The sequence below is a fragment of the Methylobacterium sp. 22177 genome, from assembly GCF_052045615.1.
GTDB classification, from domain to species: domain Bacteria; phylum Pseudomonadota; class Alphaproteobacteria; order Rhizobiales; family Beijerinckiaceae; genus Methylobacterium; species Methylobacterium radiotolerans.
Genome location: NZ_JBQEPK010000002.1, coordinates 356,692 through 380,700, shown reverse-complemented (window position 1 = coordinate 380,700; position 24,009 = coordinate 356,692). Strand labels below are relative to the sequence as shown.

Annotated in this window: 24 protein-coding genes; 13 read left to right on the top strand and 11 right to left on the bottom strand. The window is 74.6% G+C overall.

Annotation, left to right across the window (positions count from 1 at the left end; genetic code table 11):
* Positions 1 to 5: 5 nt before the first annotated feature.
* Both ACTJK8_RS04175 and ACTJK8_RS04170 read left to right on the top strand, forming a co-directional pair.
* The gene (locus tag ACTJK8_RS04175) at positions 6 to 2,543 is read left to right on the top strand and encodes a circularly permuted type 2 ATP-grasp protein (protein ID WP_012318605.1); all 2,538 of its coding nucleotides are present in this window, start codon (positions 6 to 8) and stop codon (positions 2,541 to 2,543) included.
* Positions 2,540 to 3,439, top strand: coding sequence for a transglutaminase family protein (locus ACTJK8_RS04170; RefSeq protein WP_012318606.1), 900 nt, complete (start codon positions 2,540 to 2,542; stop codon positions 3,437 to 3,439). The genes ACTJK8_RS04175 and ACTJK8_RS04170 overlap by 4 nt, the downstream gene beginning before the upstream one ends.
* Before the next feature lie 129 nt (positions 3,440 to 3,568).
* On the opposite strand, the gene ACTJK8_RS04165 is transcribed toward ACTJK8_RS04170, so the two are convergent.
* The 3 genes from ACTJK8_RS04165 to ACTJK8_RS04155 form a co-directional block, all read right to left on the bottom strand.
* Positions 3,569 to 4,180 carry a pyridoxamine 5'-phosphate oxidase family protein gene (locus ACTJK8_RS04165; protein WP_024830442.1) on the bottom strand — a complete coding sequence of 204 codons (612 nt, stop codon included), beginning with the start codon at positions 4,178 to 4,180 and terminating at the stop codon, positions 3,569 to 3,571.
* A 7-nt stretch (positions 4,181 to 4,187) separates the two neighbouring features.
* A complete protein-coding gene (locus ACTJK8_RS04160) occupies positions 4,188 to 5,894 on the bottom strand; it encodes a lysine--tRNA ligase (protein ID WP_012318608.1) in 1,707 nt (568 codons plus the stop codon).
* Positions 5,895 to 6,511: 617 nt separating this feature from the next.
* Positions 6,512 to 7,489 (bottom strand): transporter substrate-binding domain-containing protein, encoded by a 978-nt coding sequence (locus ACTJK8_RS04155; protein WP_024830440.1) that lies wholly within the window; start codon positions 7,487 to 7,489, stop codon positions 6,512 to 6,514.
* A 45-nt stretch (positions 7,490 to 7,534) separates the two neighbouring features.
* Here ACTJK8_RS04155 and ACTJK8_RS04150 point away from each other — a divergent pair, with 45 nt between their 5' ends.
* From ACTJK8_RS04150 to ACTJK8_RS04125, 6 genes are all read left to right on the top strand, one after another.
* Positions 7,535 to 9,460, top strand: coding sequence for a glycosyltransferase family 2 protein (locus ACTJK8_RS04150; protein WP_440761563.1), 1,926 nt, complete (start codon positions 7,535 to 7,537; stop codon positions 9,458 to 9,460).
* Between the two features lie 100 nt (positions 9,461 to 9,560).
* Entirely contained in the window at positions 9,561 to 9,806 is a 246-nt protein-coding gene (locus tag ACTJK8_RS04145) for a hypothetical protein (protein ID WP_012318611.1), read from the top strand.
* 129 nt (positions 9,807 to 9,935) lie between these two features.
* Entirely contained in the window at positions 9,936 to 10,172 is a 237-nt protein-coding gene (locus ACTJK8_RS04140; RefSeq protein ID WP_012318612.1) for a hypothetical protein, read from the top strand.
* A 59-nt stretch (positions 10,173 to 10,231) separates the two neighbouring features.
* Positions 10,232 to 11,143 carry a nucleoside triphosphate pyrophosphohydrolase gene (mazG, locus tag ACTJK8_RS04135; protein WP_024830438.1) on the top strand — a complete coding sequence of 304 codons (912 nt, stop codon included), beginning with the start codon at positions 10,232 to 10,234 and terminating at the stop codon, positions 11,141 to 11,143.
* 232 nt (positions 11,144 to 11,375) lie between these two features.
* Positions 11,376 to 12,890 carry a diguanylate cyclase gene (locus ACTJK8_RS04130; RefSeq protein ID WP_440761562.1) on the top strand — a complete coding sequence of 505 codons (1,515 nt, stop codon included), beginning with the start codon at positions 11,376 to 11,378 and terminating at the stop codon, positions 12,888 to 12,890.
* A 101-nt stretch (positions 12,891 to 12,991) separates the two neighbouring features.
* Positions 12,992 to 13,321: a hypothetical protein gene (locus ACTJK8_RS04125; RefSeq protein WP_012318615.1), complete on the top strand. Its 330-nt coding sequence runs from the start codon at positions 12,992 to 12,994 to the stop codon at positions 13,319 to 13,321.
* 66 nt (positions 13,322 to 13,387) lie between these two features.
* On the opposite strand, the gene ACTJK8_RS04120 is transcribed toward ACTJK8_RS04125, so the two are convergent.
* The 5 genes from ACTJK8_RS04120 to pabB all read right to left on the bottom strand — a co-directional run bounded on the left by ACTJK8_RS04120 (position 13,388) and on the right by pabB (position 17,672).
* The gene (locus tag ACTJK8_RS04120; protein ID WP_012318616.1) at positions 13,388 to 13,933 is read right to left on the bottom strand and encodes a YciE/YciF ferroxidase family protein; all 546 of its coding nucleotides are present in this window, start codon (positions 13,931 to 13,933) and stop codon (positions 13,388 to 13,390) included.
* Between the two features lie 413 nt (positions 13,934 to 14,346).
* The gene (locus ACTJK8_RS04115; RefSeq protein ID WP_440761574.1) at positions 14,347 to 14,817 is read right to left on the bottom strand and encodes a DoxX family protein; all 471 of its coding nucleotides are present in this window, start codon (positions 14,815 to 14,817) and stop codon (positions 14,347 to 14,349) included.
* Between the two features lie 32 nt (positions 14,818 to 14,849).
* Complete coding sequence (locus ACTJK8_RS04110) at positions 14,850 to 15,701, bottom strand: aminotransferase class IV (protein ID WP_024830434.1); 852 nt, start codon at positions 15,699 to 15,701, stop codon at positions 14,850 to 14,852.
* On the bottom strand, positions 15,688 to 16,302 hold the full coding sequence (locus ACTJK8_RS04105; RefSeq protein WP_012318620.1) for an anthranilate synthase component II: 615 nt from the start codon (positions 16,300 to 16,302) through the stop codon (positions 15,688 to 15,690). Before ACTJK8_RS04105 ends, ACTJK8_RS04110 begins: the two co-directional genes overlap by 14 nt.
* Positions 16,299 to 17,672: an aminodeoxychorismate synthase component I gene (gene pabB, locus ACTJK8_RS04100; RefSeq protein WP_012318621.1), complete on the bottom strand. Its 1,374-nt coding sequence runs from the start codon at positions 17,670 to 17,672 to the stop codon at positions 16,299 to 16,301. The genes ACTJK8_RS04105 and pabB overlap by 4 nt, the downstream gene beginning before the upstream one ends.
* Positions 17,673 to 18,029: 357 nt before the next feature.
* On the opposite strand from pabB, the gene rimO reads away from it, so the two are divergent.
* The 3 genes from rimO to ACTJK8_RS04085 all read left to right on the top strand — a co-directional run bounded on the left by rimO (position 18,030) and on the right by ACTJK8_RS04085 (position 21,117).
* Positions 18,030 to 19,376: a 30S ribosomal protein S12 methylthiotransferase RimO gene (gene rimO, locus ACTJK8_RS04095; RefSeq protein WP_012318622.1), complete on the top strand. Its 1,347-nt coding sequence runs from the start codon at positions 18,030 to 18,032 to the stop codon at positions 19,374 to 19,376.
* A gap of 255 nt (positions 19,377 to 19,631) precedes the next feature.
* On the top strand, positions 19,632 to 20,714 hold the full coding sequence (gene dinB / locus ACTJK8_RS04090; RefSeq protein WP_116655512.1) for a DNA polymerase IV: 1,083 nt from the start codon (positions 19,632 to 19,634) through the stop codon (positions 20,712 to 20,714).
* Between the two features lie 157 nt (positions 20,715 to 20,871).
* A complete protein-coding gene (locus ACTJK8_RS04085) occupies positions 20,872 to 21,117 on the top strand; it encodes a hypothetical protein (RefSeq protein WP_024830432.1) in 246 nt (81 codons plus the stop codon).
* 52 nt (positions 21,118 to 21,169) lie between these two features.
* Here the strand turns inward: ACTJK8_RS04085 and ACTJK8_RS04080 are convergent, their stop codons facing one another.
* The 3 genes from ACTJK8_RS04080 to ACTJK8_RS04070 form a co-directional block, all read right to left on the bottom strand.
* Complete coding sequence (locus ACTJK8_RS04080; RefSeq protein WP_012318625.1) at positions 21,170 to 21,370, bottom strand: hypothetical protein; 201 nt, start codon at positions 21,368 to 21,370, stop codon at positions 21,170 to 21,172.
* 119 nt (positions 21,371 to 21,489) lie between these two features.
* The gene (gene pncA / locus ACTJK8_RS04075; protein ID WP_440761561.1) at positions 21,490 to 22,116 is read right to left on the bottom strand and encodes a bifunctional nicotinamidase/pyrazinamidase; all 627 of its coding nucleotides are present in this window, start codon (positions 22,114 to 22,116) and stop codon (positions 21,490 to 21,492) included.
* Positions 22,117 to 22,127: 11 nt separating this feature from the next.
* Entirely contained in the window at positions 22,128 to 23,105 is a 978-nt protein-coding gene (locus tag ACTJK8_RS04070) for a quinone oxidoreductase family protein (RefSeq protein WP_043073552.1), read from the bottom strand.
* A gap of 192 nt (positions 23,106 to 23,297) precedes the next feature.
* Here ACTJK8_RS04070 and ACTJK8_RS04065 point away from each other — a divergent pair, with 192 nt between their 5' ends.
* Positions 23,298 to 23,594: an FAD assembly factor SdhE gene (locus ACTJK8_RS04065; RefSeq protein ID WP_012318628.1), complete on the top strand. Its 297-nt coding sequence runs from the start codon at positions 23,298 to 23,300 to the stop codon at positions 23,592 to 23,594.
* 23 nt (positions 23,595 to 23,617) lie between these two features.
* A complete protein-coding gene (locus ACTJK8_RS04060; RefSeq protein WP_012318629.1) occupies positions 23,618 to 23,848 on the top strand; it encodes a hypothetical protein in 231 nt (76 codons plus the stop codon).
* Positions 23,849 to 24,009 lie beyond the last annotated feature (161 nt).

Here is a 24,009-nt window from a genome sequence, read left to right as displayed (position 1 = left end):
CCGTGATGGAGGCGGCGCTCGCGGGCAGCCGCGGCCGGGCCGAGCGGCCGGAGGGCGCGCGGGAGCGCGTCGCCCGCTGGTGCGCGGGCTACCGCCCCGCCCCCGGCCGGCCGGACGAGTTCCTGGGCCCCGACGGTTCGCCCCGCGGGGCGTGGCCGCGCCTGCTCGACCGCCTCGGCGGGCTCACCGAGCCGGAGATCATGGCCCGCTTCGTCGCGGCGGAGCGGCACATCCGGGACGCGGGCATCTCGTTCCGCATCGCCGGCGACCAGCGCGAGCACCCCTGGCCGCTGGGCTGCCTGCCCCTCGTGATCGAGGGACCGGAATGGGCGGCGCTCAGCGCCGGGATCGTCCAGCGCGCGGAGCTGATGGAGGCGATCCTCGCGGACGCCTACGGGGAGGGGCGGCTCGTGGCCGAGGGGCTCCTGCCCGCCGCGATCGTCGCCGGGACGCCCGAGTTCCTGCACCCGCTCCACGGGGTCGCGCCCCCCGGCGGCCACTACCTCAAGCTCTACGCCGCCGATCTCGGCCGGGGACCGGACGGGCGCTGGCAGGTGCTCGCCGACCGGACGCAGGCGCCCTCGGGCCTCGGCTGGGCGCTGGAGAACCGCATGGTCCTCGCCCGGACCTTCCCGGACTTCTTCCAGGACCTCCACGTCGAGCGCCTGCCGGCCTTCTTCCAGGCGTTCCGCGACGGCCTGGCGCTCGGTGCCGAGCGCTCGGACCCGCGGATCTGCCTGCTGACCTCCGGCCCGTACAGCAGCACCTACGTCGAGCAGGCGGCGCTGGCCCGCTATCTCGGCCTGATGCTGGTGGAGGGCGACGACCTCGTCATGCGGGACGGGCGCCTGCACGTGCGCACCGTCTCGGGCCTGAAGCGCGCCGACGCCCTGTGGCGGCGGATCGACGCCGACTTCCTCGACCCGCTGGAGCTGAACCCGGCCTCGCGGCTCGGCGTGCCCGGCATCCTGGACGCCCTGCGCAACGGCTCCCTGGTGATGGCCAACATGCCGGGCGCGGGGCTCGTCGAGTCGGCCGCGCTCGCGCCCTATCTCGACGGCATCGCCCGCCGGGTGCTGGGCGAGCCCCTGCGGCTCGGCCACCCGCGCACGTGGTGGTGCGGCGACCTCGAGGGCCTGGCGCACGCGCGGGCCAACCTCGACAGCCTGACCCTGCGCCCGGCCGCCACGCCCCAGCGCGGGGCGGGGCGCGACGCGATCCTGGCCGGCCCGGTCCTGGCGGCGGAGCGGGAGCGGGTCGTGGCGGCCCTGCGCGACCGGCCCTTCGACTACGTCGCCCAGGAGGCGGCGCCGCTCTCGACCATGCCGGGCTGGGAGCGCGGCCCGGACGGCCTGTTCCTGACGCCCCGCCCCTTCGTGGTCCGCGTCTTCGCCGCGCGCACGCCGCTCGGCTGGCAGGTCATGCCCGGCGGCTTCTGCCGGGTCTCGGAGCGCGAGGACGTCGACCCGATCGAGCTGCGGCTCGGCATCCGCTCCGCCGACGTCTGGGTCCTGTCCGAGGAGCCGGTCGCCGCGCCCCTGATCGGCACGCAGGCGGCCCCGCGGGTGCGGCGGGTCGGCGGCCACCTCCCCGCCCGGGCCGCCGACGGCCTGTTCTGGCTCGGCCGCTACCTGGAGCGCGGCGAGGCGGTGATCCGGCTGGTGCTCGCCCACCTGCGCAGCGTCGGCGACGCGGTCGGGACCGACATCTCGGGCGCCCTCGACACGCCGGCGGCCCTGGCGCTCCGGGCCCTGCTGCACGAGTGGGGCGCCGTCAGTGCCGCCGACCTGCCCACCGCCCGCCTCGCCCAGGAGGCGCTCTCCGGGCGCGACCGGTCGGGCTCGGCCCGGTCCCACATCCTCGCGGCCCGCCGCAACGCCGCCGCGCTCCGCGCCCGCCTCTCCGGCGAGGCGTGGCGGGTCCTGGCCGACCTGAACGAGTTCCTGTCCCTCGACCCCGAGCGGGCCTTCACCGAGTCGCAGCTCGCGGGCCGCGCCGAGCGGGCGCTGAGCCAGCTCGCGGCGCTCGCCGGCCTCACCCACGAGAACATGAGCCGGGCCGAGGGCTGGCACTTCATCGAGCTCGGCCGGCGGATCGAGCGGGCGATCAACACCGGCGCCTTCGCGCTGGCCTTCGCCAACGACGAGGCGACTCCCGGCTGCCTCGGGGTGATGCTGTCCCTGTGCGACTCGCAGATCAGCTACGGGCGGCGCTACCTGCAGGGGGCGGCCCTCGACCCGGTCCGCGACATGGTGCTGCTCGACCCCTACAACCCGCGCTCGATCGCCTTCCAGGCCGAGGCGATCACCCGGCACCTCGCCGACCTGCCGGCGCTCGCCGCGGACGGGATCCCCGAACCGCAGTGCCGGCTCGCCACCCGGATCCTGGCGGAGCTGCGCAGCGGCGAGGCCGCGGATTTCGACGCCGTGCGCCTCACCGCCCTCGCGACCGACCTGGAGCGCCTCGCCGACGGCATCGCGGCCCGCTACTTCCCCACCGGGCCGAACGCGCTGCGCCCCGAGAAGCTGACGGGGCTCGCGTGATCTACACGCTGCGCCACCGCACCGCCTACCGCTACGGCCGGCCGGTGCACTTCGCCCGCTGCACCCTGCGGCTCAAGCCGCAGGATTGCGAGGGCCAGAGCGTGCTGGCGAGCGCCGTCACGATCGACCCGAGCCCCGCCCGCGCGGTGATGCGGCGCGACTATCTCGGGATCGACGCGGTGGCGATCACCCTGGAGACGCCGCACACCGCCTTCAGCGTCGAGGCGCTCTCCACCGTGCGGGTCGAGCGCCCGGCCCCGCCGCCGCCGGAATCCGGGATGCCCTGGGAGCGGGTCCGCGACGCCGTTCTGGCCGGGCGCGACCTCGGCGGCCGGGCGCCGGTGCACTTCCTGTTCCCGAGCACCCGGGTGCCGCTGCTGCCCGCGATCACCGACTACGCCCGGCCGAGCTTCGCCGCCGGGCGCAGCGCCTACGGGGCGGCCCACGACCTGATGCTGCGGATCGGCCGGGACTTCCGCTTCGATTCCAAGGCGACCACCGTCTCCACGCCGCTCGCCGAATCCTTCGCGCTCCGGGCCGGGGTCTGCCAGGACTTCGCCCACGTGATGATCGCCGCCCTGCGCGGGATGGGCCTGCCGGCGGCCTACGTCAGCGGCTACCTGCGCACCGTGCCGCCGCCGGGCCGGCCGCGCCTGCGCGGGGCGGATGCGAGCCACGCCTGGGTGGCGGTCTGGTGCGGCGCGGGCTGGCTCGGCCTCGACCCGACCAACGGCGTCGCGGTGCGGGACGACCACATCGTGGTGGCCCGCGGCCGCGACTACGGCGACGTGGCGCCGGTCGACGGCATCGTCAGCGGCTCGGGCAAGCAGCGCCTCAAGGTCGAGGTCGACGTCATCCCCGACACCGAGACGCAGGATCTCGCGCTGGTGGGGTGAGGGGACGCTCCGTCCTCGCGAGCGGAGCGGGGCGACTTGGCGCGGCGCGACATCGGCGGACGTGGCGCTGCGGGATGGCTTCGCGGAGGCGCACCGGCAACGATCGCGGCGTGTCGCGGATGCCGGCCCTCACCACATCGTCTTGGCCGCCCGCTCCGGCCAGTCCGCGTCGTAGCGCGCACCGCCGACCGCGCCCGCGGTGAGCGCCGCCAGGATCGCCCCCGGCGTCGGCAGGCTCTCCGGGTCGACGCGGGTGTCCGGATCCCACAGCTTCGCCCGGATGATCGCCCGCGCGCACTGGAAGTAGATCTCCTCCACAGTGATCACGATCGCGGTGCGCGGCGCGTGGCCGTCCACGCTGAAGGACGCGAGGAGATCCGGGTCGGCCGAGATCACCGCCCGCCCGTTCACCCGCAGCGTCGTGCCCGAACCGGGGATCAGGAACAGCAGCGCGACCCGGGGATCGCGCACGATGTTGCGCAGCGAGTCGATCCGGTTGTTGCCGCGCCGGTCCGGCAGGATCAGCGTGCGCGGGTCGGCGACCCGCACGAAGCCCGGCTGGTCCCCGCGCGGGCTGCAATCGAGCCCCTCGGGGCCGGCGGTCGCCAGCACCGCGAAGGGCGAGGCCGCGATCAGCGCCGCGTAGTCCGGCGTGATCGCGGCCGCCACCTTCACCGTGGAGGCGGGCGCCAGGGGCGCGCTGTAGATCGCCTCCAGGGCGGCGAGATCGTCGACGATCATCGCGCCCTCACGCGACCGGGGCCGCCTTGCCGGCCGCGAAGGCTGCGTGCTCGGCCACGAGCGCCCCCGACAGGGCCGCGGCGATCAGGCCGCGGGTCTCGTCGACGCCGTAGAGGGCCACGAAGGAGCCGAACCGGGGTCCGCGCGCCTCGCCGAACAGCACGTTGTAGAGGCTCGTGAACCACGCCTGCGACACGCCGGGCCGCCCGTCCGGGCTCTTGGCCTTGCCGGACGTGTCGGGGAAGTGGCGCCGGCCGACCTCGTAGACCGCCGCCTGCAGCGCCTCCGGATCGGTGGAGCCGGCATGTTCCGTGAGGGTCTCCGCGAGGTCCTCCAGGGCCGCCCGCTCCTCGGGCGTCGGCGCCCGGTAGGTCTTGGCCGGCCGCACGAAGTCCGAGAAGTACTTCAGCGCGTGCTTCACCAGCCGGTCGAGGCCCGGATGGGTCTCCGGACCGGTCCGCGGCGCGTAGCGGCGGATGAAGCCCCACAGCACCGCCGGATCCTCGGTGTTGGCGACCGCCGCGAGGTTGAGCAGCATCGCGAAGGTCAGGCTCGCGCCCTCGACCCGCTCGGGCTCCGGCGGGTTGCCGGCGTGGAGGTGCCAGACCGGGTTGCCGAGGCGCAGCTTCGCGTCCTGGCCGGCGTAGCGGTCGAGGAAGCCGATATACTCGTCGACGTGCCGGGGGATCACGTCGAAGAACAGGCGCTTGGCCTCGCGCGGCTTGTTGTACATGAACAGGGCCAGCGATTCCGGCGTGCCGTAGGTGAGCCACGCGTCGATCGTCAGGCCGTTGCCCTTCGACTTCGAGATCTTCTGGCCCTTCTCGTCCAGGAACAGCTCGTAATTGAAGCCCTCCGGCGGCTCGCCGCCGAGCGCCCGGGCGATCTTGGCGGAGAGCTTGACCGAGTCGATCAGGTCCTTGCCGGCCATCTCGTAATCGACGCCGAGCGCCACCCAGCGCATCGCCCAGTCGGGCTTCCACTGCAGCTTGGCGTGGCCGCCGGTCACCGGGGTCTCGTAGCGCTCGCCCGTGGCGGGATCGCGCCACACGATCGTGCCGCTCTGTGCCTTCACCTCGTCGATCGGCACCTGCATCACGTGGCCGGTGACCGGGTGGAGCGGCAGGAACGGCGAGTAGCTCGCCGAGCGCTCGGCCCGCAGCGACGGCAGCATGATCTCCATCACGGCGTCGTAGCGCTCCAGCACGCGCAGCAGCGTCGCGTCGAACACGCCCGAGCGGTAGCACTCGGTCGCCGAGCGGAACTCGTAGGCGAACCCGAACGCGTCGAGGAAGCGGCGCAGCTCGGCGTTGTTGTGCGCCCCGAAGCTGTCATGGGTCCCGAACGGGTCCGGCACGCGGGTGAGCGGCTGGTTGAGGTGCGCGGCCAGCATCTCCCGGTTCGGGACGTTGTCGGGAACCTTGCGCAGCCCGTCCATGTCGTCCGAGAAGGCGATCAGCCGGGTCGGCACCGCGTCCCGGGTGAGCACCCGGAAGGCGTGGCGCACCATGGAGGTCCGGGCGACCTCGCCAAACGTGCCGATATGCGGCAGGCCCGAGGGGCCGTAGCCGGTCTCGAACAGGATCTCGGTCTTGCCGGATTTCTCCAGCCGGGCCACGAGCTTGCGCGCCTCCTCGAAGGGCCAGGCGGCGGCGTTGGCGGCGGCCTCGATGATGTCGGCGTCGAGGGTCAGGGCAGGCGGAGCGGCGGGCATGTCGTCGGGGGTGATCTTCGGGGCTGAACGCGGGTAGGGCGCGCGCACCCTAGAGCGGTTCGCATCGGAGCGGAACGCCCGGCGGTGCATTGCGGGGTTCCATCGCCGGCCCGCGCGCGAGGCCTGTGACCGCGCACCTGGTCCCGGCTCGGCAGGCGCACGCCTAATCCGCTCGGCTTCCTGATCGGGCCGGGCCGAGGCCCGAATTCCGGATCGCCCATCCTCGCCCTCATCCCGAGGAGCCCTCCGCTGCGCTGGCCGGAGCTCTCCTCCGAGGCCGCCGCGCGGCGTCTCGGGATGAGGGCGAGGATGGGAGGTCGTGAGTCAGACAGGCTCTCGGAGCCCATACCGCGCCCGGACGGCATCCACCTCCGCATCGGTGCAGACTCGCCGCGAGCCTCCTCGGCGTCGGCTTCGTCCTGATCCGCCGCCGCCTCCGGGGTGGAACGGTAAATCGAGCCCTCATCGCCCACCGAGGCCAGCATGAGGCGGGCGATCTCTCCTGAAGGTCCGGGGACAGGCCGCGCGCCGCCCGCGGCCTTCCCGAGCAGGTCCGTCATGGTGCCGTCCGGCAGCCGAAGCCCGGCGGGCAGGATCCCCGCGCGCGATAAAAGCCCTCAGAAGGGGCTCACCGGGAAGAACCGCAGATACAGCTCGGTGTACTTGCCGTCGTCCCAGACCCGCTGGAGCGCGTCGTCCAGCGCCCGGGACAGGGCCGCGTCCTCCTGGCGGGTGATCAGGCCGATCCCCTCCCCGAAATAGCGGTTCTCCAGGTAGTCGCCGCCGGTCAGCGCGCAGCAATTCTCCGCGTCCTGGCCGCCGACATAGAGGGCGAGGTTCAGGCCGTCGGCGAACAGGTAGTCGATCTCGCCGCGCTTGAGCGCGCTCTCGGCCGCCGTGAGGTCTGTGAAGTCCTTGGGCACGGCCTTGGGGAAGAACGCCTTCAGGTAGGCCGCGTGGGCGCTGCCGGCGATGACCCCGACGCTGCGGCCGGCGAGCGCCGCCGCCGAGGGGACCGGCAGGCCCTTGTCGGTCCGGGCCGCGAAGCGCGCCGGCCAGCGGAAATACGGCCGCGTCGCCAGGAATTTCGACCGCAGGGGCGCGGTCAGCGGGATGGCGGCCGCGACCACGTCGCCCTGCTTGCCGTCGAGGGCGTCGAGCAGGGTGTCGAAGCGGCGCGCCTGCACCGTGCAGGTGATCGTCAGCTTCTCGCAGACGGCCCGGGCGAGTTCGACCACGAAGCCCGTCGGGTTGCCGTCGGGGCCGGCGAAGTGCAGCGGCGGGAACTCGTCGTCCGTGAGGAAGCGGACCGCCCGCCCGGTCTGCGGCGCCTCGATCCGCTCGCCCCGGCTGCGCGGGTTCCAGAAATCCGGGACCGCGACGGCGGGGGTCGCGGTCCCGCCCGCGGCCCCGGCGGTGGCAGGGGCAGCTGCAGGGGCGGGCGCGGCCGGGGGCGCCGCGGCGCCGGCCGGCCCCGCGAGGAGTGCCGCGACCGCGGCCGCCGCGATCCGGGATGGGATGGCTGTCCTATCGTCTCTTGACGACCGGGACGGGGTGGTGCTCCTCTCGGAGCGCGGGGGCGGGGACTGGCTCACCCCCCTCCTCTACCACGTCCTGGGGCCACCGGGGGAGCGCGCGGCGTGTCGTTCCAGCGCCCGCCCGCGGGGCCGGAGGCCCTGCCGCCGGAGATCGCCTTCCTGCTGGCCGAGGGCGTCGACGGGCGGCTGCTGGTCCGGGCGGCCGCCGCGGCGGCCGCGGCCGGGACCGACGCGGCGACCGCGCTGATGAATGCCGGCCTGATCGCCGAATCGGCCTACTACGCGGCCCTGGCCCGGGCGCTCGGCGCCCCCTTCCTCGACGGCCCGATCCCGTTCGGCCTGGGCCTGCGCTTCCCCGACAGCCTCGTGGCCGGCCTCGCGCCGCTGGCGCCGGGCGCGGTGGCGCCCTGGGTGCTGGCGCCCCGCGGGCGGGCGATCGCGGACCTCCTCGACGCGGCCGGCCGCGTACCCGGCCGCGTACCCGGCCGCGCCGCCGTCCCGGCGATCACCAGCCCCACCCGCCTGCGCGAGGCCGTGTTCGCGTCCGTGCCCGGGCAGGTGGCCGATCACGCGGCGCACGACCTGCGGCGGCACAGCCCCGAGCGGGCGGCCGCCCCCGAGCCGGCCCTCCGCTGGCTGCTGGTCCTCGCCCTCGCCGCCGCCGCCGCGCTCTGCCTGTGCGCGGCGCTGCCGGCCCCGCTGGCGCGCGCGGCGATGACGGCCGGGCAGGTCCTGTTCCTGGCCATGGCGACCCTGCGGATCGCGGCCCTCGCCATCGCGGCCCCGGTGGCCGCGGAGGCGGTCGCGCCCCTCGCCGAGGCCGACCTGCCGGTCTACACGGTCCTCGTCCCCCTCCACCGCGAGGCGGCGGTGGTGCCGGACCTGCTCAGGGCGCTCTCCGCCCTCGACTATCCGGCCGCCAAGCTCGACATCAAGCTGCTGCTCGAGGCGGACGACGCGGAGACCGCCGCGGCCCTCCCCCGCGACACCCTCCCGGCCCGGTTCGAGGTGATCACGGTGCCGCCGGGCGGCCCGCGCACCAAGCCGCGGGCGCTCAACGCCGCCCTGCCGCTGGCCCGCGGCGCCCTGCTCACGGTCTACGACGCCGAGGACGTGCCCGATCCCGGGCAGCTGCGGCTGGCGGCCGCCCTGTTCGCGCGCCTGCCCGCGCGCACCGCCTGCCTCCAGGGGCGGCTCGTGATCGACAATGCCGGCGATTCGCGCCTCGCCCGCGCCTTCGCCCTGGAATATGCCGGGCTGTTCGACGTGCTGAACCCGGCCTTCGCCCGCTGCGGCCTGCCGGTCCCGCTGGGCGGCACCTCGATGCACCTGCGCACCCACGTGGTGCGGGCGCTGCACGGCTGGGACGCCCACAACGTCACCGAGGACGCGGATCTCGGCCTGCGCCTCGCGCTGGCGGGCTACACGGTCGGCGACCTGCCCAGCCCCACCTTCGAGGAGGCGCCGGCCCGCCTCGGGCCCTGGCTCGGCCAGCGCACCCGCTGGCTGAAGGGCCTGGTCCAGACGAGCCTCACCCACGGGCGGCGCCCCCTCGCCAACGCCCGCAGGCTCGGCGGCCTGGAGACGCTCTGCGCCGCCGCCCTGGTTCCCGGGACGGTGGTCTCGGCGCTCGCCTACCCGGTCTGCCTCGCCGCGGCGGCGTGGTCCTTCCTGGTCCTGGAGATCCCGGCCGCCCCCGTCTTCCTGGACAACCTCTCCACGGGGCTCGCCATCACGCTGTTCGGGACGGGGCTCGCCGCCCTGGTCCTGCCCGCCCTCGTCGGCTGCGCCCGCCGCGGCTGGGGGGATCTCGCCCGGTCGGTCCCGTGGATGCCGGTCTACTTCCTGCTGGTCAGCCTGGCCGCGTGGCTGGCGCTGATCGAGCTGGTCCGCGCGCCGCTGCGCTGGAACAAGACCCGGCACGGCCTCGCGCGGACCTCCCGCAGCGGCCGGCGGCGCCGGGCGTACCCTGCGACAGCCTGCGACACCGGGCCGGGGCGGGGCGGCGGCGAATGCGCGTCGACTTGATCTGGATCAGTCGCGCCGGCGCGCGGCGGCGCTAGCCTCGCGCGCCGGCTCCCGCCCGCGCCGCGGGCGGCCGGTGATTCGCCTCGCGGTGGTCCAAGCGATGCCGGCCTATCACCTCCGACGCACCCTCGAGCACGCGGACGGCCGCTGCGGCCTCGCCTTCGCCAGCGACTGCCTGGAGGCGGACGACGCGGAGACGGCGATCCGCAACGCCCGCGACCTGTGCCGCACCGCCGCCAACATGCTCCTGACCGGGGCGGTGCTGACGGATTCCGTCGGCCGGATCCTGTGGTCGTTCACCCTGGCGCTGGCCCGGGAGCCGCTCTGCGTCCGGCCGACGAGCTGAGGGCCGCGCTGGCGGCCATGCCGGCGGCCGCGCAGATTGGCGCGCCGTGCAACGCCCGCGACCCGCGCGCCGTTGTCCCGCACGGGCGCGGCCCGGAGAGGTGCCGAGAGAGCTGCCGGGAGAGCTGCCATGAGCACGATCGCGATCCTGATCGGCACGCGGGCGGGCGCGCGCCTGCTGGCGGCCGCCTCCGAGCGGGAGGCGGCCCTCTCGGCCGAGGCCTTCCTGCTGCGCCTGCCCGTCCGCGCGCTCCCGGCGCCCCTCTGGGTGCAGTGCGCCGATCCGGCGGTCAGCGGCCGCCTGACCGGCTACCTGAACGGTCTGCAGGCCGAGCAGGTGCGCGAGCGCGACCCCCGCCGGGTCTGAGCCCCGGCGGCCCCCGGGACGGATTTCCCTGCGCCGCGCCATGCTCTAACGCCGTCGCCATGAGCGAGACACGCGACGCGGGCCGGTCCGGGGCGAACGGGGTGCGGGACGACGATCCCCCCGCGGAGGCGCCCCTGGGCCGGCTCCTGCGGCTGATGGCGAGCCTGCGCGATCCCGTCGCCGGCTGCCCCTGGGACGTGGCGCAGAGCTTCGCCACCATCGTGCCCTACACGATCGAGGAGGCCTACGAGGTCGCCGACGCGGTGGCGCGGGGCGATCTCCGCGACCTGCGCGACGAGCTCGGCGACCTGCTCCTCCAAGTGGTGTTCCACGCCCGCATGGCCGAGGAGCAGGGCGCCTTCGCGTTCGACGACGTGGCCCGCGCCATCGGCGACAAGCTGGTCCGGCGCCACCCCCACGTCTTCACCCCGGACGGCGCGCCCCTGCCCGCCGGCTCGCCCCGGCGCGACCCCGCGGCGGTCGAGGCGCAGTGGGCGGCGATCAAGGCGCAGGAACGGGCGGCCCGGCAGGCGGAGCGGGGGGCCGATAGCCCGGATCCGGTGCCGGACCCGCTCGGCGGCGTCGCGCGGGCGCTGCCGGCCCTCGCCCGGGCGGAGAAGATCTCCCGGCGGGCGGCCGCCCACGGCTTCGACTGGGACGACGCCGCCCAGGTCGTCGCCAAGGTCCGCGAGGAGACCGACGAGGTCGCCGAGGCCCTGGCGGCGGGCGACCCGGAGGCCGTGTCGGAGGAGATCGGCGACCTGCTGTTCTCGGTGGCGAACCTCGCGCGGCACGCCGGGATCGACCCGGAGACCGCCCTGCGCGACGGCACCGCCAAGTTCGAGCGCCGCTTCGCCGCCATGGCGCGGCATCTCGCGGCCGCCGGAGGCGCCCTCGGCCGCTCCGACCTCGCCGCCATGGAGGCGGCGTGGCAGGCCGCCAAGCGCGACGAGGCGGCGGGCGGGCCGTAGCGGATCGAGGCCCCGTCCCGACCGCGCGCGGGCGCTCCGGAGGCCCGCGGGTCGGGATCGCGCGCCGTGGCGAGGGCTCGAGGCCGGCAGGCCGGCCGCCGCACGCGTCCGGTCGAGCGTCGGGACGAGCACCATTCGTCAAGGTAAAGGGGCTAGGACGGCGCGACCCTATCCGTCGAGACGACCGCCCAAGCTTCGCCGTTCCATGCCGCAGACCCCGGGACAGACCGAGATGCTCGAGGCGCAGCTGTTCGAGCTCGCGCCCGTTTCCCTCTGGTTGCAGGACCTCGGCGCGCTGAAGGCCCGTCTCGACGCGTGGCGGGAGGCCGGCATGGTCGACCTCCGCGCCTGGCTGCGCGATCCCGGGCACCTGCGGACCTGCCAGAGCCTGATCCGGATCGTGCGGGTCAACCGCAGCACGCTCGCGATTTACGACGCGCGGGACGAGGCCGAGCTGTTCGCCCACATCCCGGCGATCTTCGACGATCCGCGCGCGGAGGCGCTGATCGAGGTGCTGTGCCAGCTCTGGGCCGGGGCGACCCAGGTCCGCCTCGTCACGCGGAACCGCACCGTCTCGGGGCGCGTCATCGACGTCAGCTACGCGGGGCAGATGCTGCCGGGGCACGAGGCCGGCTGGACCCGCTACCTGATCTCGGTCGAGGACATCACGCGGCGCGAGGCGCTGCGGCGGGAGCGCGACGCGGACCGGCGCACCGGAACCCTGTTCCAGCACGCGCCGGTCCCGACCCTGATCCGCGACGAGACGGGGGTCGCCGCCCGGCTGGCGGCGCTGCGGGCCGACGGGATCACGGATCTCGCCGGCCACCTGGCGGCCCATCCGGGCTGGCTCGCCGAGGCCGAGGCCTCCCGCCGGATCGTCGACGCGAACCGCCCCGCCCTGGCGCTGTTCGGCGTCGACACCTGCGACGCCCTCGCGCGTCACCTGGATGGCGGTCTCGGCGGCGGTCTCGGCGGCGGTCTCGGCAGCGGTCTCGGCAGCGGCCTCGACGAGGCGCCGCTGCAGCTCTTCCGGGAGGAGCTGGCCGAGCTCTGGGACGGCGCGGCGCCGCGCAGCCGGGACATCGCGGCGCGCAGCCGCGACGGGCGCGACCTGCACCTCAAGATGCAGCGCTCGCCGGTCCCGGAGGCCGGCGGCGGGCGGCGCCTCGTCCAGATCGCCCTCACGGATATCGGCGACAACAAGCGCTCCGAGGCGCGCCTCGCGGTCCTGAGCCTGACCGATCCGCTGACCGGCCTGCTCAACCGCCTGGGCTACGCGGCCGCGCTCGACCGGCTGGAGGCGGGCCGGACCGTGCCGACCTCCGTGATCGTCGCGGACCTGAACGACCTCAAGGCGACCAACGACGACCGGGGCCACGATGCCGGCGACGACGTGATCCGCCGGTTCGGGGCCATCCTGGAGCGCCACAGCCCCGTCGCGGCCCGCCCGGCCCGGATCGGCGGCGACGAGTTCGTGATCCTGCTGCCGGGCCTCGACGCCGCGGACGCCGCCGCGCTGGCCCGGCGGATCCTCGACGGGATCGACGGCGAGAACCGGCCCGGCGCGGCCGTCATCAGCGCCGCCCTCGGCTCGGCCACCTGGCGCGGCGACGGGGGCCTGAAGGCCGCCGTGTCCCGCGCGGATTCCCAGATGTACGCGGCGAAGCGGCGCTATCGCGACGGCGCGTGGGCCGGGCGGCCGCCCGTGCCGGGCACGTCCGTCTTCAGCCAAGCGCCGCCGTGCTGACGGTGGCGGAGGCCGGGGCCGGACATCGCCGCGGCGATCCTCCGCGGTTCCCCCGCGCGCCGAGGGCTCGACACGTCGCGGCGCGCGGATATGTTCCGCGCATGCGCTTCGCCCTGCCCGTCCTCGCCGCCCTCGCCGTCACCGCCGCCCTGCCCCGGCCCGCCGCGGCCGAGACGGTCCTCCAGGAGCGGTTCGGCTGCCACAGCCAGGAGGTCACGGACCGCCTGTTCAAGCTGGTCATGGCGGGCGACGAGTCCGGGTTCGGCCAGCTGCTGCAGGGCAGCCTCGCCAGCGGCGAGTGCCGCTCGTTCAAGCCCGGCGAGGAGGTCCGGCTCGAGTCCCGGACGATGAGCTACGGCTGCCTCGCCCTGAAGGACACGCAGGATCGCTGCTACTGGACGCCGCTGAGCGCCATCGAGAAGGCGAACTGACGCCGGCCCGGGCAGCGGCGAACCGGCGCCCGGGGGCGCCGGCCCGCCCGCGCGGCCGGGGCGCGGTCAGGCGGCCTTCTTCCCCCTGCCCCTCGACGGCTCGGCATCCGGCTCCGCCCCGCCGGGCTCGCCCGCGGCGTTGATCGACGCGGCGATCTTCGAGAGCAGCGCGTCGGTCCGCTTCTCCTCCTGCAGGGTCTCGTCCAGGAGCTCGGCGGCGTCCGCGTAGCCGAGCTGGGCCGCCCAGGTCTTCAGGGTGCCGTAGCGGGCGATCTCGTAGTGCTCCACCGCCTGGGCGCAGGCGGCCAGCACCGCGTCGGCGGCCGGGCTGTCGGCGAAATCGTCGAGATCCTCCTCCATCTCCGAGACGATGCCCTGCATCGCCTCGCAGGTCTTGGCCCGGGCCGGCTTGCCGATGATCTCGAAGACCTGCGTCAGGCGCTCCACCTGCTGGGCGCTCTCCTCGGCGTGGGTCTCGAAGGCCTGGCGCAGCTCGTCGTGCTCCGCCGCCTTGGCGGATTTCTTGAGCGCCTTCACCGACTGCTTCTCGGCGTAGTAGACGTCCTTCAGGGTCTCGTAGAAAGCGTCCTGCAGCGTCTTCTGCTTGGCCATTCGGTCTGTCTCCGCTGGGGGCCGCGCGCCGTGTTCGGCGGCGTCCTCCGGGCAACGCCGGTCCGGCCGGCCGTATCCGGACGATATCTTCGCCCTGTGGAGGAACCTTTCGGGGCTCAGCGGCCCGCCCCGTCCGGGCGCGGCTTCCGCCCGGCCCGCGGCGCGCCCCCCGGCTTCGGGCGCAGGCGGTCGAGGACCGTTTCCAGGGCGCGCTCTACGGCGTCGCGGTCCGGAACGGTCTCCGGCGGGGGCGGGGTCGATCGGCCCGGGTCGCGGCGCTTCGGCATGTCGTCCGCCCGTGTCGGGGCCGGGCGGACCGGTCTTCCGGCCCGCGCGGCGGCTGCCGGCCGGTCGAGCGGCCAGGATCCTGAGATCAAAGCCTCCCATGATCCCGGGATCCCGGGATCCTGTGATCAAGGTTCCCGGATGGTTGCCGGCGCGTCCGGTCCCGGAGCCGCCGGCGGCCGCGCCGGATCGCGGGAGGTCCCGGCCGCGCCCTGTCCGGATCCGCGGCCCCCGCCGAACGGCCAGTCGATCAGGCCGCCGGCCCAGAGCGCCGCCCAGACGAAGACCGGCTGAAAGGCGAGGCGCGGCCCGTGATACCACCAGGAATCCGGGATGCCGTCGACGTGGACGTGGTCGAAGGCGTGCTTGAGGTTCGCCGGGTAGACGCAGACCGCGTAGAGGGCGAGGCCGATCGCGGCCGCCCGGCGGAACCGGCCCGTCAGGAGGCCGATCGCCCCGGCGATCTCGCACAGGCCGGTCGCCAGGATGACGAGTCGCGGCTGCGGCACCCAGCCGGGCATCAGCGGCAGCATCGCGTCGGTCGCCACGAGGTGGACCGCGCCGATGAACAGGTAGAGCGCCGCGAGCCCGTAGCGCAGCCGGCGCCGCCCGGTCTCGATCGCCTGCTCGGTCACGCGACAGCGTCCTCCGTGACGCCGCAGGATTGGGCGACGCGGGCGCGCAAGGCCGCCTTGAGGCGGCCCACCGCCGGGTGGCCGTCACTGGCCAGGGCGGTGTCGCCGATGGCCGTCACGGGGGCCAGGAGCCGCAGGGAATTGGTCAGGAACACGGCCTCTGCGCCGAGGAGATCGGGCAGGCCGAGCGACCGTTCCTCGGCCCGCAGCCCGCATCCGGCGGCGAGGCCCAGCACCTCCGCCCGCACGATGCCGGCGAGCACGCCGTCTCCGAGCGGCGGCGTGACCAGGGTGGTGCCGAGCAGGGCGAACAGGTTGCCGGTGCCCGCGCAGGCGACGCGCCCCCGCGTGTTGCGGAACAGCGCCTCGTCGCAGCCCGCGGCGGCGGCCTCCCGGGCGGCCAGCACCGCGTCGCCATAGCCCAGCGTCTTCAGGCGGCTGGCGGGGGAGGTGTCGTTGCGGGCGATGGCGGTCGGCCAGAGGCGCAGGGGCGCGAAGGACGCGGCCCTGGTGCTCACGGCCGCGGTGGCGAAGAGCGTCGGGTTCGGGGCGTCCGGCGGCTTCAGTCCCCGCGGGCCGGAGCCGCGGGTGAGGGTGGTGCGGATCGCGAGCCGCTCCCCCTGCCCGGCCAGCGCCCGCATGGCCCCACGGATGCGCTCGGCGTCGGCCGGGATCCCGAGCGTGTCGGCGGAGGCCACGAGCCGGGCGATGTGGGCGTCCTCGAAGGCCACGCGGCCGCCGAGCGCCAGCGCGGTGTCGAACAGGCCGTCGCCGAGCGTCAGGCCGCGGTCGGTGTGGTCCAGCGGCGCGGTCGTCCCGGGGAGAAGCGCCCCGTCACGCCACAGCATCGCGGCGCCCCTCCGGTCTCTGCCGCCACGCGCGGGCCAGTCCCAGGAAATTGGCGAACAGGGCGTGGCCACCCTCGGTCAGGACCGATTCCGGGTGGAACTGGATGCCGTAGGTCGGGTGGGTCCGGTGCGACAGCGCCATCACCTCCCCCTCCTGCGAGACGGCGTCGACCGAGAGGTGCCGCGCCATGTCGGGGCCGGGGGTGACCACCAGCGAGTGGTAGCGTCCCACCGGCATCGGCGCCGGCAGCCCGGCGAACAGGCGCTGGCCCGCGTGGTCGATCGGCGTCATCTGCCCGTGCAGGGGCCGCTGCGCCCGCGCGACCGTGCCGCCGAAGGCCGCGCCGATCGCCTGGTGGCCGAGGCAGACGCCGAGGATCGGCACCGCGCCCGACAGCTCCCGGATCGCCGGCAGGGAGATCCCGGCCTCCGCGGGGGTGCAGGGCCCGGGCGAGACCACCAGGGCCTCCGGTTCGAGCGCCCGGATGCCGGGGACGTCCAGCGCGTCGTTGCGCACGACCCGGACCGTCTCGCCGAGCTCCTCCAGGTAGCGGACGACGTTGAAGACGAACGAGTCGTAATTGTCGAGGACGAGGATCATGCGAAGGCCTCGAAGACGCGGGCGGCCTTGGCCAGGGTCTCGTCGTATTCCGGGCCCGGCTCCGACAGCAGGGTCACCCCGCCCCCGGCCTGCAGGACCGCCTGGTGCGCGTCCATGAACACGGTGCGGATCGCGATCGACGTGTCGAGCGCCCCGTCGAAGCCGATCCGGCCGATGGCGCCGCAGTAGAGTTCCCGCGCGTCGCCCTCGATCTCGGTGATGATGTCCATGGCGCGGATCTTCGGGGCGCCCGTGATCGAGCCGCCCGGGAAGGTCCCTTCCAGGAGGTCGAGGGCGTCGAGCCCGTCGCGGAGGTCTCCGGTCACCACCGACACCAGATGGTGGACGTTGGCGTAGGTCTCCAGCCCGCACAGGGTCGGCACGGCGACGCTGCCCGGCGCGCAGACCCGCGACAGGTCGTTGCGCAGCAGGTCGACGATCATGACGTTCTCGGCCCGCTCCTTGACGCTGGCCTGCAGCGCCTCGGCCGCCGCCCGGTCGGCCACCGGGTCGTCGAGGCGGCGGGCGGTGCCCTTGATCGGGCGCGTCTCCACGTGCCGGCCGTCGAGGCGGATGAACCGCTCCGGCGAGGACGAGGCCACGGTCAGGCCCTCCTGTTCCAGGTAGGCCCCGAAGGTCGCCGGATTGGTCTCGCGCAGCCGCCGGTAGAGGGCGAACGGGTCGAAGCCGGCCGGCAGGTCGGCGACGAAGCGCTGGGCGATATTGGCCTGGTAGATGTCGCCGGCGCGGATGTATGCGCGGACTTTTTCGACAGCCTCTTCATAGCTTTGGCGGTCGAAGTTCGAGCGCCACGCGAGCGGTTGGGCCGGCCGGGCTGCGGCCGGGACCGGCGGCTCCGCGCCGCCGAGCAGGTCGGCGAAGCCGGCGAGCCGCGCCTCCGCGCGGGCCCGCCGCGCGTCCGGCGCGGTCTCCGGGAAACCCGTGGCGACCAGCCGGGCCGTGCCGGCGGCGTGGTCGACGACCAGGGCCGTGTCGTAGAGGTTCAGCGCGATGTCGTCGGTGAGCCCCGCCCGCCGGGCCGGCGCCGCCACCCGCTCCAGCGCCGCGCCGAGGTCGTAGGCCAGGTACCCGATCGCCCCGCCGGGGAACGGTTCCGGCCCGGGCTCGAGCCGGTAGGGTTCGAGGCAGGCCCGGAGCGCCGCCATCGGGCCGCCCGCCACCGGTCGCCCGTCGAGGGTCGCGCGCCCGTCGCGGTAGCGGAACCGCGCGAACGGGTCGGCGGCCACGATCGAGTGCCGCCCCAGCGGGTCGTGCCGCATGGCGCTGTCGAGGAAGGCGAGCCCGGGCAGGGCGCGCAGCCGGGCCGCCGCCGCGACGGGATCGATGAAGGGGATCTCTCGGGTCCACATGACCGGGTTCGGGGCCGTTATCCTCGGGCTGTGCGTCGTCCGCTGCCGTCGCACAGGCGATGCCGCGGGGGAAGCGGCAGTTCCACGCAGGCCCCGCCGCCTCGCGCGGGCGGGCCGTGTCCGGGGCGCAGGGCCGCGCTGTCCCGTCCTGATGTGGGGTCTGAGAAGTCCGCCGCAAAGCTTTGCTGTCATGACAGGATCCGCGTCCGGGCCCAGGCTCGCGCGCGGGGCTGGTCACCCCTGCGGCGGCCGGCCTCGCGCGGAGGCGCCGGAGCCTGTATAGGAGCGCGACCCCGAATTCCTGGTCCCGCGCGCCGGGCGGCCGATCGCCCCGCCGGACTGTCCGACCCGAATGCCATGACCGCCACGCCCGCCCCCCGCGGCCCCGCTCCCGGCGCCGCCCCGAAAATCTCGTTCGTCTCGCTGGGCTGCCCCAAGGCGCTGGTCGATTCCGAGCGGATCCTCACCCATCTTCGCGCCGAGGGCTACGAGCTGGCCCGCCGGCACGACGGCGCCGACGTGGTGATCGTCAACACCTGCGGCTTCCTCGACTCGGCCAAGGCGGAGTCGCTCTCGGCGATCGGCGAGGCCATGGCGGAGAACGGCCGGGTGATCGTCACCGGCTGCATGGGCGCGCAGCCGGAGGAGATCCGCGAGAAGTACCCCGACCTCCTGGCGGTGACCGGGCCCCAGGCCTACGAGTCGGTGGTGGCGGCCGTCCACGAGGCGGTGCCGCCGGCCCACGACCCGTTCCTCGACCTCGTGCCGCCGCAGGGGATCAAGCTCACCCCGCGCCACTACGCCTACCTGAAGATCTCGGAGGGGTGCAGCAATCGCTGCAGCTTCTGCATCATCCCGTCCCTGCGCGGGAACCTCGTCAGCCGCCCGGCCGCCGACGTGCTGCGGGAAGCGGAGAAACTGGTGAAGGCCGGCGTGAAGGAGCTGCTGGTCGTCAGCCAGGACACCAGCGCCTACGGCGTCGATATCCGCTACAGTGAGAGCCCGTGGCGCGACCGGCAGGTCCGCGCGAAGTTCTACGACCTGACCCGGGAGCTCGGCGAGCTCGGGGCCTGGGTGCGGCTGCACTACGTCTACCCCTACCCGCACGTGGACGAGGTCATCCCCCTGATGGCCGAGGGCAAGGTGCTCCCCTACCTCGACATGCCGCTCCAGCACGCGAGCCCCTCCGTGCTCAAGCGCATGCGCCGCCCCGGCAACCAGGAGCGCCAGCTCGACCGGATCCGCAGCTGGCGGCAGACCTGCCCGGACCTCGCGATCCGCTCGACCTTCATCGTCGGCTTCCCCGGCGAGACCGAGGCCGAGTTCGAGGAACTGCTGGCCTGGCTGCAGGAGGCCAAGCTCGATCGGGTCGGCTGCTTCGAGTACGAGCCGGTGGCGGGCGCCACCGCCAACGCGCTGGGCGACCCCGTGCCGCCGGCGGTGAAGGCCGAGCGCAAGCGCCGGTTCATGGAGACGCAGAACGGGATCGCGCTGCGGCTGCAGCGGGCCAAGGTCGGCAAGCGGCTGCCGGTCATCGTCGATTCCGTCGAGGGCGGGGTCGCGCGGGGCCGGTCCAAGGCCGACGCGCCGGAGATCGACGGCACCGTCCACGCCGCCTTCCGGCGCCCGGTGCGGGTCGGCGACATCGTCACCGTGAAGATCGACCGGGCCGAGGCCTACGACCTCTACGGCAGCGTCGCCTGAGGCGGCGCGCCGTGGCGACGATCCGAACCGTGCCCTCATCCTGAGGCGCCGAGCGCCGCGGAGGCCTCGGAGGAGGGCTCCAGCCGACCGCGCGATCCCCGGAGCCCTCCTTCGAGGCTCGCTCCGCTCGCACCTCGGGATGGGGGCGTGGGTGGGATATCCCTGTTGACGCCCCGCCCGGCGCAGCTTGACCCCGCAGGGCCGCCGCGATCTTTAGAACAGAGTGGGAACCAGCGGCGGATCTCCGAGGCGGCGATGGATCCGGAGGTCGCGCTCCGAAAAATCATCCACATCGACATGGACGCGTTCTACGCCTCCGTGGAGCAGCGCGACGACCCGTCCCTGCGCGGCAAACCCCTGGCGGTGGGCGGCTCGCGGGAGCGCGGCGTGGTGGCGGCGGCGAGCTACGAGGCGCGCCGGTTCGGCGTCCGCTCGGCCATGCCGTCGGCCACCGCGCGGCGGCTGTGCCCGGACCTGCTGTTCGTGAAGCCGCGCTTCGAGGTCTACCGGGCGGTCTCGGAGGAGATCCGCGCGGTCTTCGCCCGGCACACGGCCGTCATCGAGCCGGTGGCCCTCGACGAGGCCTATCTCGACGTCACCGAGAATCTCCTGGGCCTCCCGACCGCGACGGCCGTGGCGAAGGCGATCCGGGCCGAGATCCTGGAGCGCACCGGGCTCGTGGCCTCGGCCGGGGTCTCGTACAACAAGTTCCTCGCCAAGGTGGCGTCCGACCACAGGAAGCCGAACGCCCTGTTCGTCATCACCCCCGCCATGGGGCCGGACTTCGTGGCCGCGCTGCCGATCGGCCGGTTCCACGGCGTCGGCCCGGTCACCGAGGCGAAGATGAAGCGGCTCGGGATCGAGACCGGGGCGGACCTGCGCGCCTGGACGCCGGAGCGCCTGCGCGAGACCTTCGGCTCCGCGGGCGCCTACTACCACGCGGTCGCCCGCGGGATCGACGGGCGGCCGGTCCGCGCCCACCGGGTGCGCAAGTCGATCGGCGCGGAGACCACCTTCTCGGACGACACCGCCGCCTTCGAGGTCCTGGCCGCCCGGCTGGCGCCGCTGTTCGACAAGGTCTGGGCCGCGGCCGACGCCAAGGGCATGCGCGCCCGGACCGTGACCCTGAAGCTCAAGTTCTCGGATTTCGCCCAGGTCACCCGGGCGCGGTCGCTGCCCGTCCCCGTCGCCGACCGGGCAGGGCTGGAGCGGATCGGCCTCGACCTGCTGGCCGGCCTGTTCCCCCTACGGCGCAGCGCGCGGCTGATCGGGGTGTCGCTGTCGGGCTTCGCGCAGGACGCGCCCGAGGCGCCGCTCCAGCTCGGGCTGGCCCTGTGACGGGCTCCCGCCGCGGGGCCCGCGCCGATCCCGCGATGATGCGACGCGGGATCGCGGTGCGGTCCCGCACGCCGGGCCCGCGCGGCCGCCCCACATGGGATCCGTCCGGCGCGGACCGGGATTGCCCGGGGCCCGCACGAACCGAAGGGTCCGCTCCATGTCGAAGCCCGCCTCCCCGGCCCCGTCTCTGGTTTTGTCCGCCGCGCTCCTGCTGACCGTCCCGGCGGGCGCTGCCCGCGCCGACGGCACCGCCGCCTTCGGGGCCGCCAGCGCGGCGCAGCTCCGGGGCTACTCCGCGAGCCCCGCCCAGCTCTACGTCCCGGCGGGCGGCCCGTCCGCCGGGCTCGCGACCGGCCCGGCCCCGGCACCCCGGCGGCCGAAGCCGCCGGCCCGCGCCCGCTGACGGGGAGCGCCCGGGCCGCGCCGGCCCGGGCATCCGTCACGCGTTCAGGCTGTCACGCGTTCTTGCGCGGCCGGTGGTCGGGGTCGACGCCGCCGTCGAGCTTCGTCTCGTTGTCGACGTCGCCCTCGAAGGTCGAATCCGCCTGCAGATCCGCCGGGTCGGCGCCGCTCATCCCCTTCGAGGTGCCGATCCCGGGATTGCCCTTGAGGTCGGCGTCCGTGGGCGTGTCGGTCTTCGGGTGCTTGCCTGACATGCTGGCTCCTGACTGGCATCCCGACGGACGCCGATGCCGGGCCAACGCATCGGCGCGGGGCCGGTCTCCCGCGCGGCGTGCGGCGGTTCGCCTCCCGCCCCCGGGGCCGGTCAGCCCGCTCAGCCGATCTGCGCCGACCGGATCCGGCGCACCCCCGCCGCCTCCATGCGCGCCCAGGCCTGCGCGAGCGACCCGTCCACGTCGATCCCGCGCACCGCATCCTCCACCACGAGGACCTCGAAACCCGCGTCGCTGGCGTCGAGCGCGCTCCAGGCGACGCAGAAATCGGTGGCGAGGCCGCACACGGCGACGCGGGTGATGCCGCGCTCCCTGAGCGCCCCGGCGAGCCCGGTGCGGGTCGACCGGTCGGCCTCCAGGAAGGCCGAGTAGCTGTCGACCCGGGGATCGAGCCCCTTGCGCACCACGAGGCTCGCCCGGTCGGTGGCGAGACCCGGCGCGAAGGCGGCGCCCGGGCTGCCCTGGACGCAGTGGCACGGCCACAGCACCTGCGGCCCGTAGGGCAGCGCCACGGTCTCGAACGGGGCCCGCCCCGGATGGGTCTCGGCGAAGGAGACGTGATCGGCCGGATGCCAGTCCTGCATCAGCACCACGTGCCGGAAGCGGTGCTGGATGTCGTTGATCGGGCCGACTACCGCGTCGCCTTCCGGGACCGGGAGCGCCCCGCCCGGCAGGAAATCGACCTGCACGTCGACGACGAGGAGCAGGTCGGCGCTGCCGGGCGTCATGGTCGCCTGCCTCAGGGCAGCATCACGATCGAGCCGGTGGTCTCCCGGCCCGCGAGGTCGCGGTGGACCTGCTGCGCCTCGGCCAGCGGGTAGGTGGCGTTGACGGCGATCTTCACCGCGCCGTCGCCGACCACCTTGAACAGGCGGGCGGCCGCCTCCTCCAGGGTGGCGCGGTTCGACGAGAAGGTCGCGAGCGTCGGGCGCGTCACGTAGAGCGAGCCGCGCGGGGCGAGCAGGCCGAGGTCGAGCCCGGTGATCGCCCCCGAGGCCGAGCCGAAGCTCGCCAGCAGGCCGAGCGGCGCGAGGCTGTCCAGCGAGCCCATCAGGGTCGCCTGGCCGACGCCGTCGTAGACCACCGGCACGCCCTTGCCGCCGGTGATCTCGCGCACGCGCTTGGCCACGTCCTCCTCGCGGTAGAGGATGACGTGGTCGCAGCCGTTCCGCTTGGCGAGCTCCGCCTTCTCGGGGCTGCCGGCGGTGCCGATCACCGTGGCGCCGAGGTGCTTGGCCCACTGGCAGGCGATCAGGCCGACGCCGCCGGCGGCCGCCTGCCAGAGGATCGTGTCGCCGGGCTTCACCGCGTAGGTCCGGTGCAGCAGGTACTCGACGGTCAGGCCCTTGAGCATCATGGCGGCGGCGGTCTTCTCGTCGACGCCGTCCGGGATCGGCACGGCCGCGGAGGCCGGGATCACCGGCTCCTCGGCGTAGCAGCCGTCCGCCACCGAACCGTAGGCGACCCGGTCGCCGGGCTTGAACTGGCTGACGCCCTCGCCCACCGCCGTGACGGTGCCGGCGCCCTCCTTGCCGGGGGTGTAGGGCATGTGCGGGGACTTGTAGGCGCCGGTGCGGAAGTAGATGTCGATGAAGTTGACGCCGATGGCGGCCTGCTTGACCCGGATCTGCCCGGGGCCCGGCTCGGCCAGGGGCACGTCCTCGAAGCGCATCACCTCGGGGCCGCCATATTCGTAGACCCGGATCGCCTTCGGCATCGTTGGACTCCCGCTCGCCGCCCCACGCGGGGGCGTTGCAGCCCGAGATAACGGACCGCCCGGCGGAGGCAATTTGTTTTTGCCGTCTCGCGCTCCGGTTGTAACTCGCCCGGTCGCGACCCCGTTCTGGATCCGTCGCCGCGGGCGGCCTATCTAGCGACTGCCCTATGTTCGAGCCGAGGTCCGAGATCCATGTCCGGCACCACCCGCACGAGCGCCGACCTCGATCCGCGCCGCCGCCGCCTCCTCTACCGCGCCTGGCACCGGGGCATCCGCGAGATGGACCTGATCATGGGCCGCTTCGCCGACGCCGAGATCGGCGACCTGTCGGAGGCGGAGCTCGACCAGTTCGAGGCGCTGATCGAGGTTCCGGACCGGGACCTGTTCAAGTGGCTGACCGGCGAGGTCGAGACGCCCTCGAACTACGACACGTCGGTCTGGCAGCGCGTGCGGGCGTTCCACCGGCACGACGCGCCGATCCACTCGTGACAGGGACCGCCTGAGAGACCCAGATGGACGAACCGAAGCCCAATTACGACCACCCGGCCCGGTCGATCGCCACCGAACTCGTGGTGCGCATCATGCTGGAGATGATGGAGCGCTCCGACCCGGCGCTGCGCGGCGAGATCCTGCGGCAGGCGACGGTCCGGGCCGCCGCGATGACCGAGCACATGCCCAACGCGGATTTCTTCCGCGGCCGGGTCGAGGCGGCGCTGGCGGAGATCGTCGGGCCGGACGCGTGACGGGTCCGGCCGGAGGCCTCGATCGCATCCCATCGAAGCTGTCGGCTCTTGCAGACCGCTCCGTCATCACGAGCGGAGCGAGGTGACCCAGGGTGGCGCGACTTCGGAACCGTGGCGCTGCCCTGGATCGCTCCGCGACGCTCGCGAAGACGGCAGCCGTT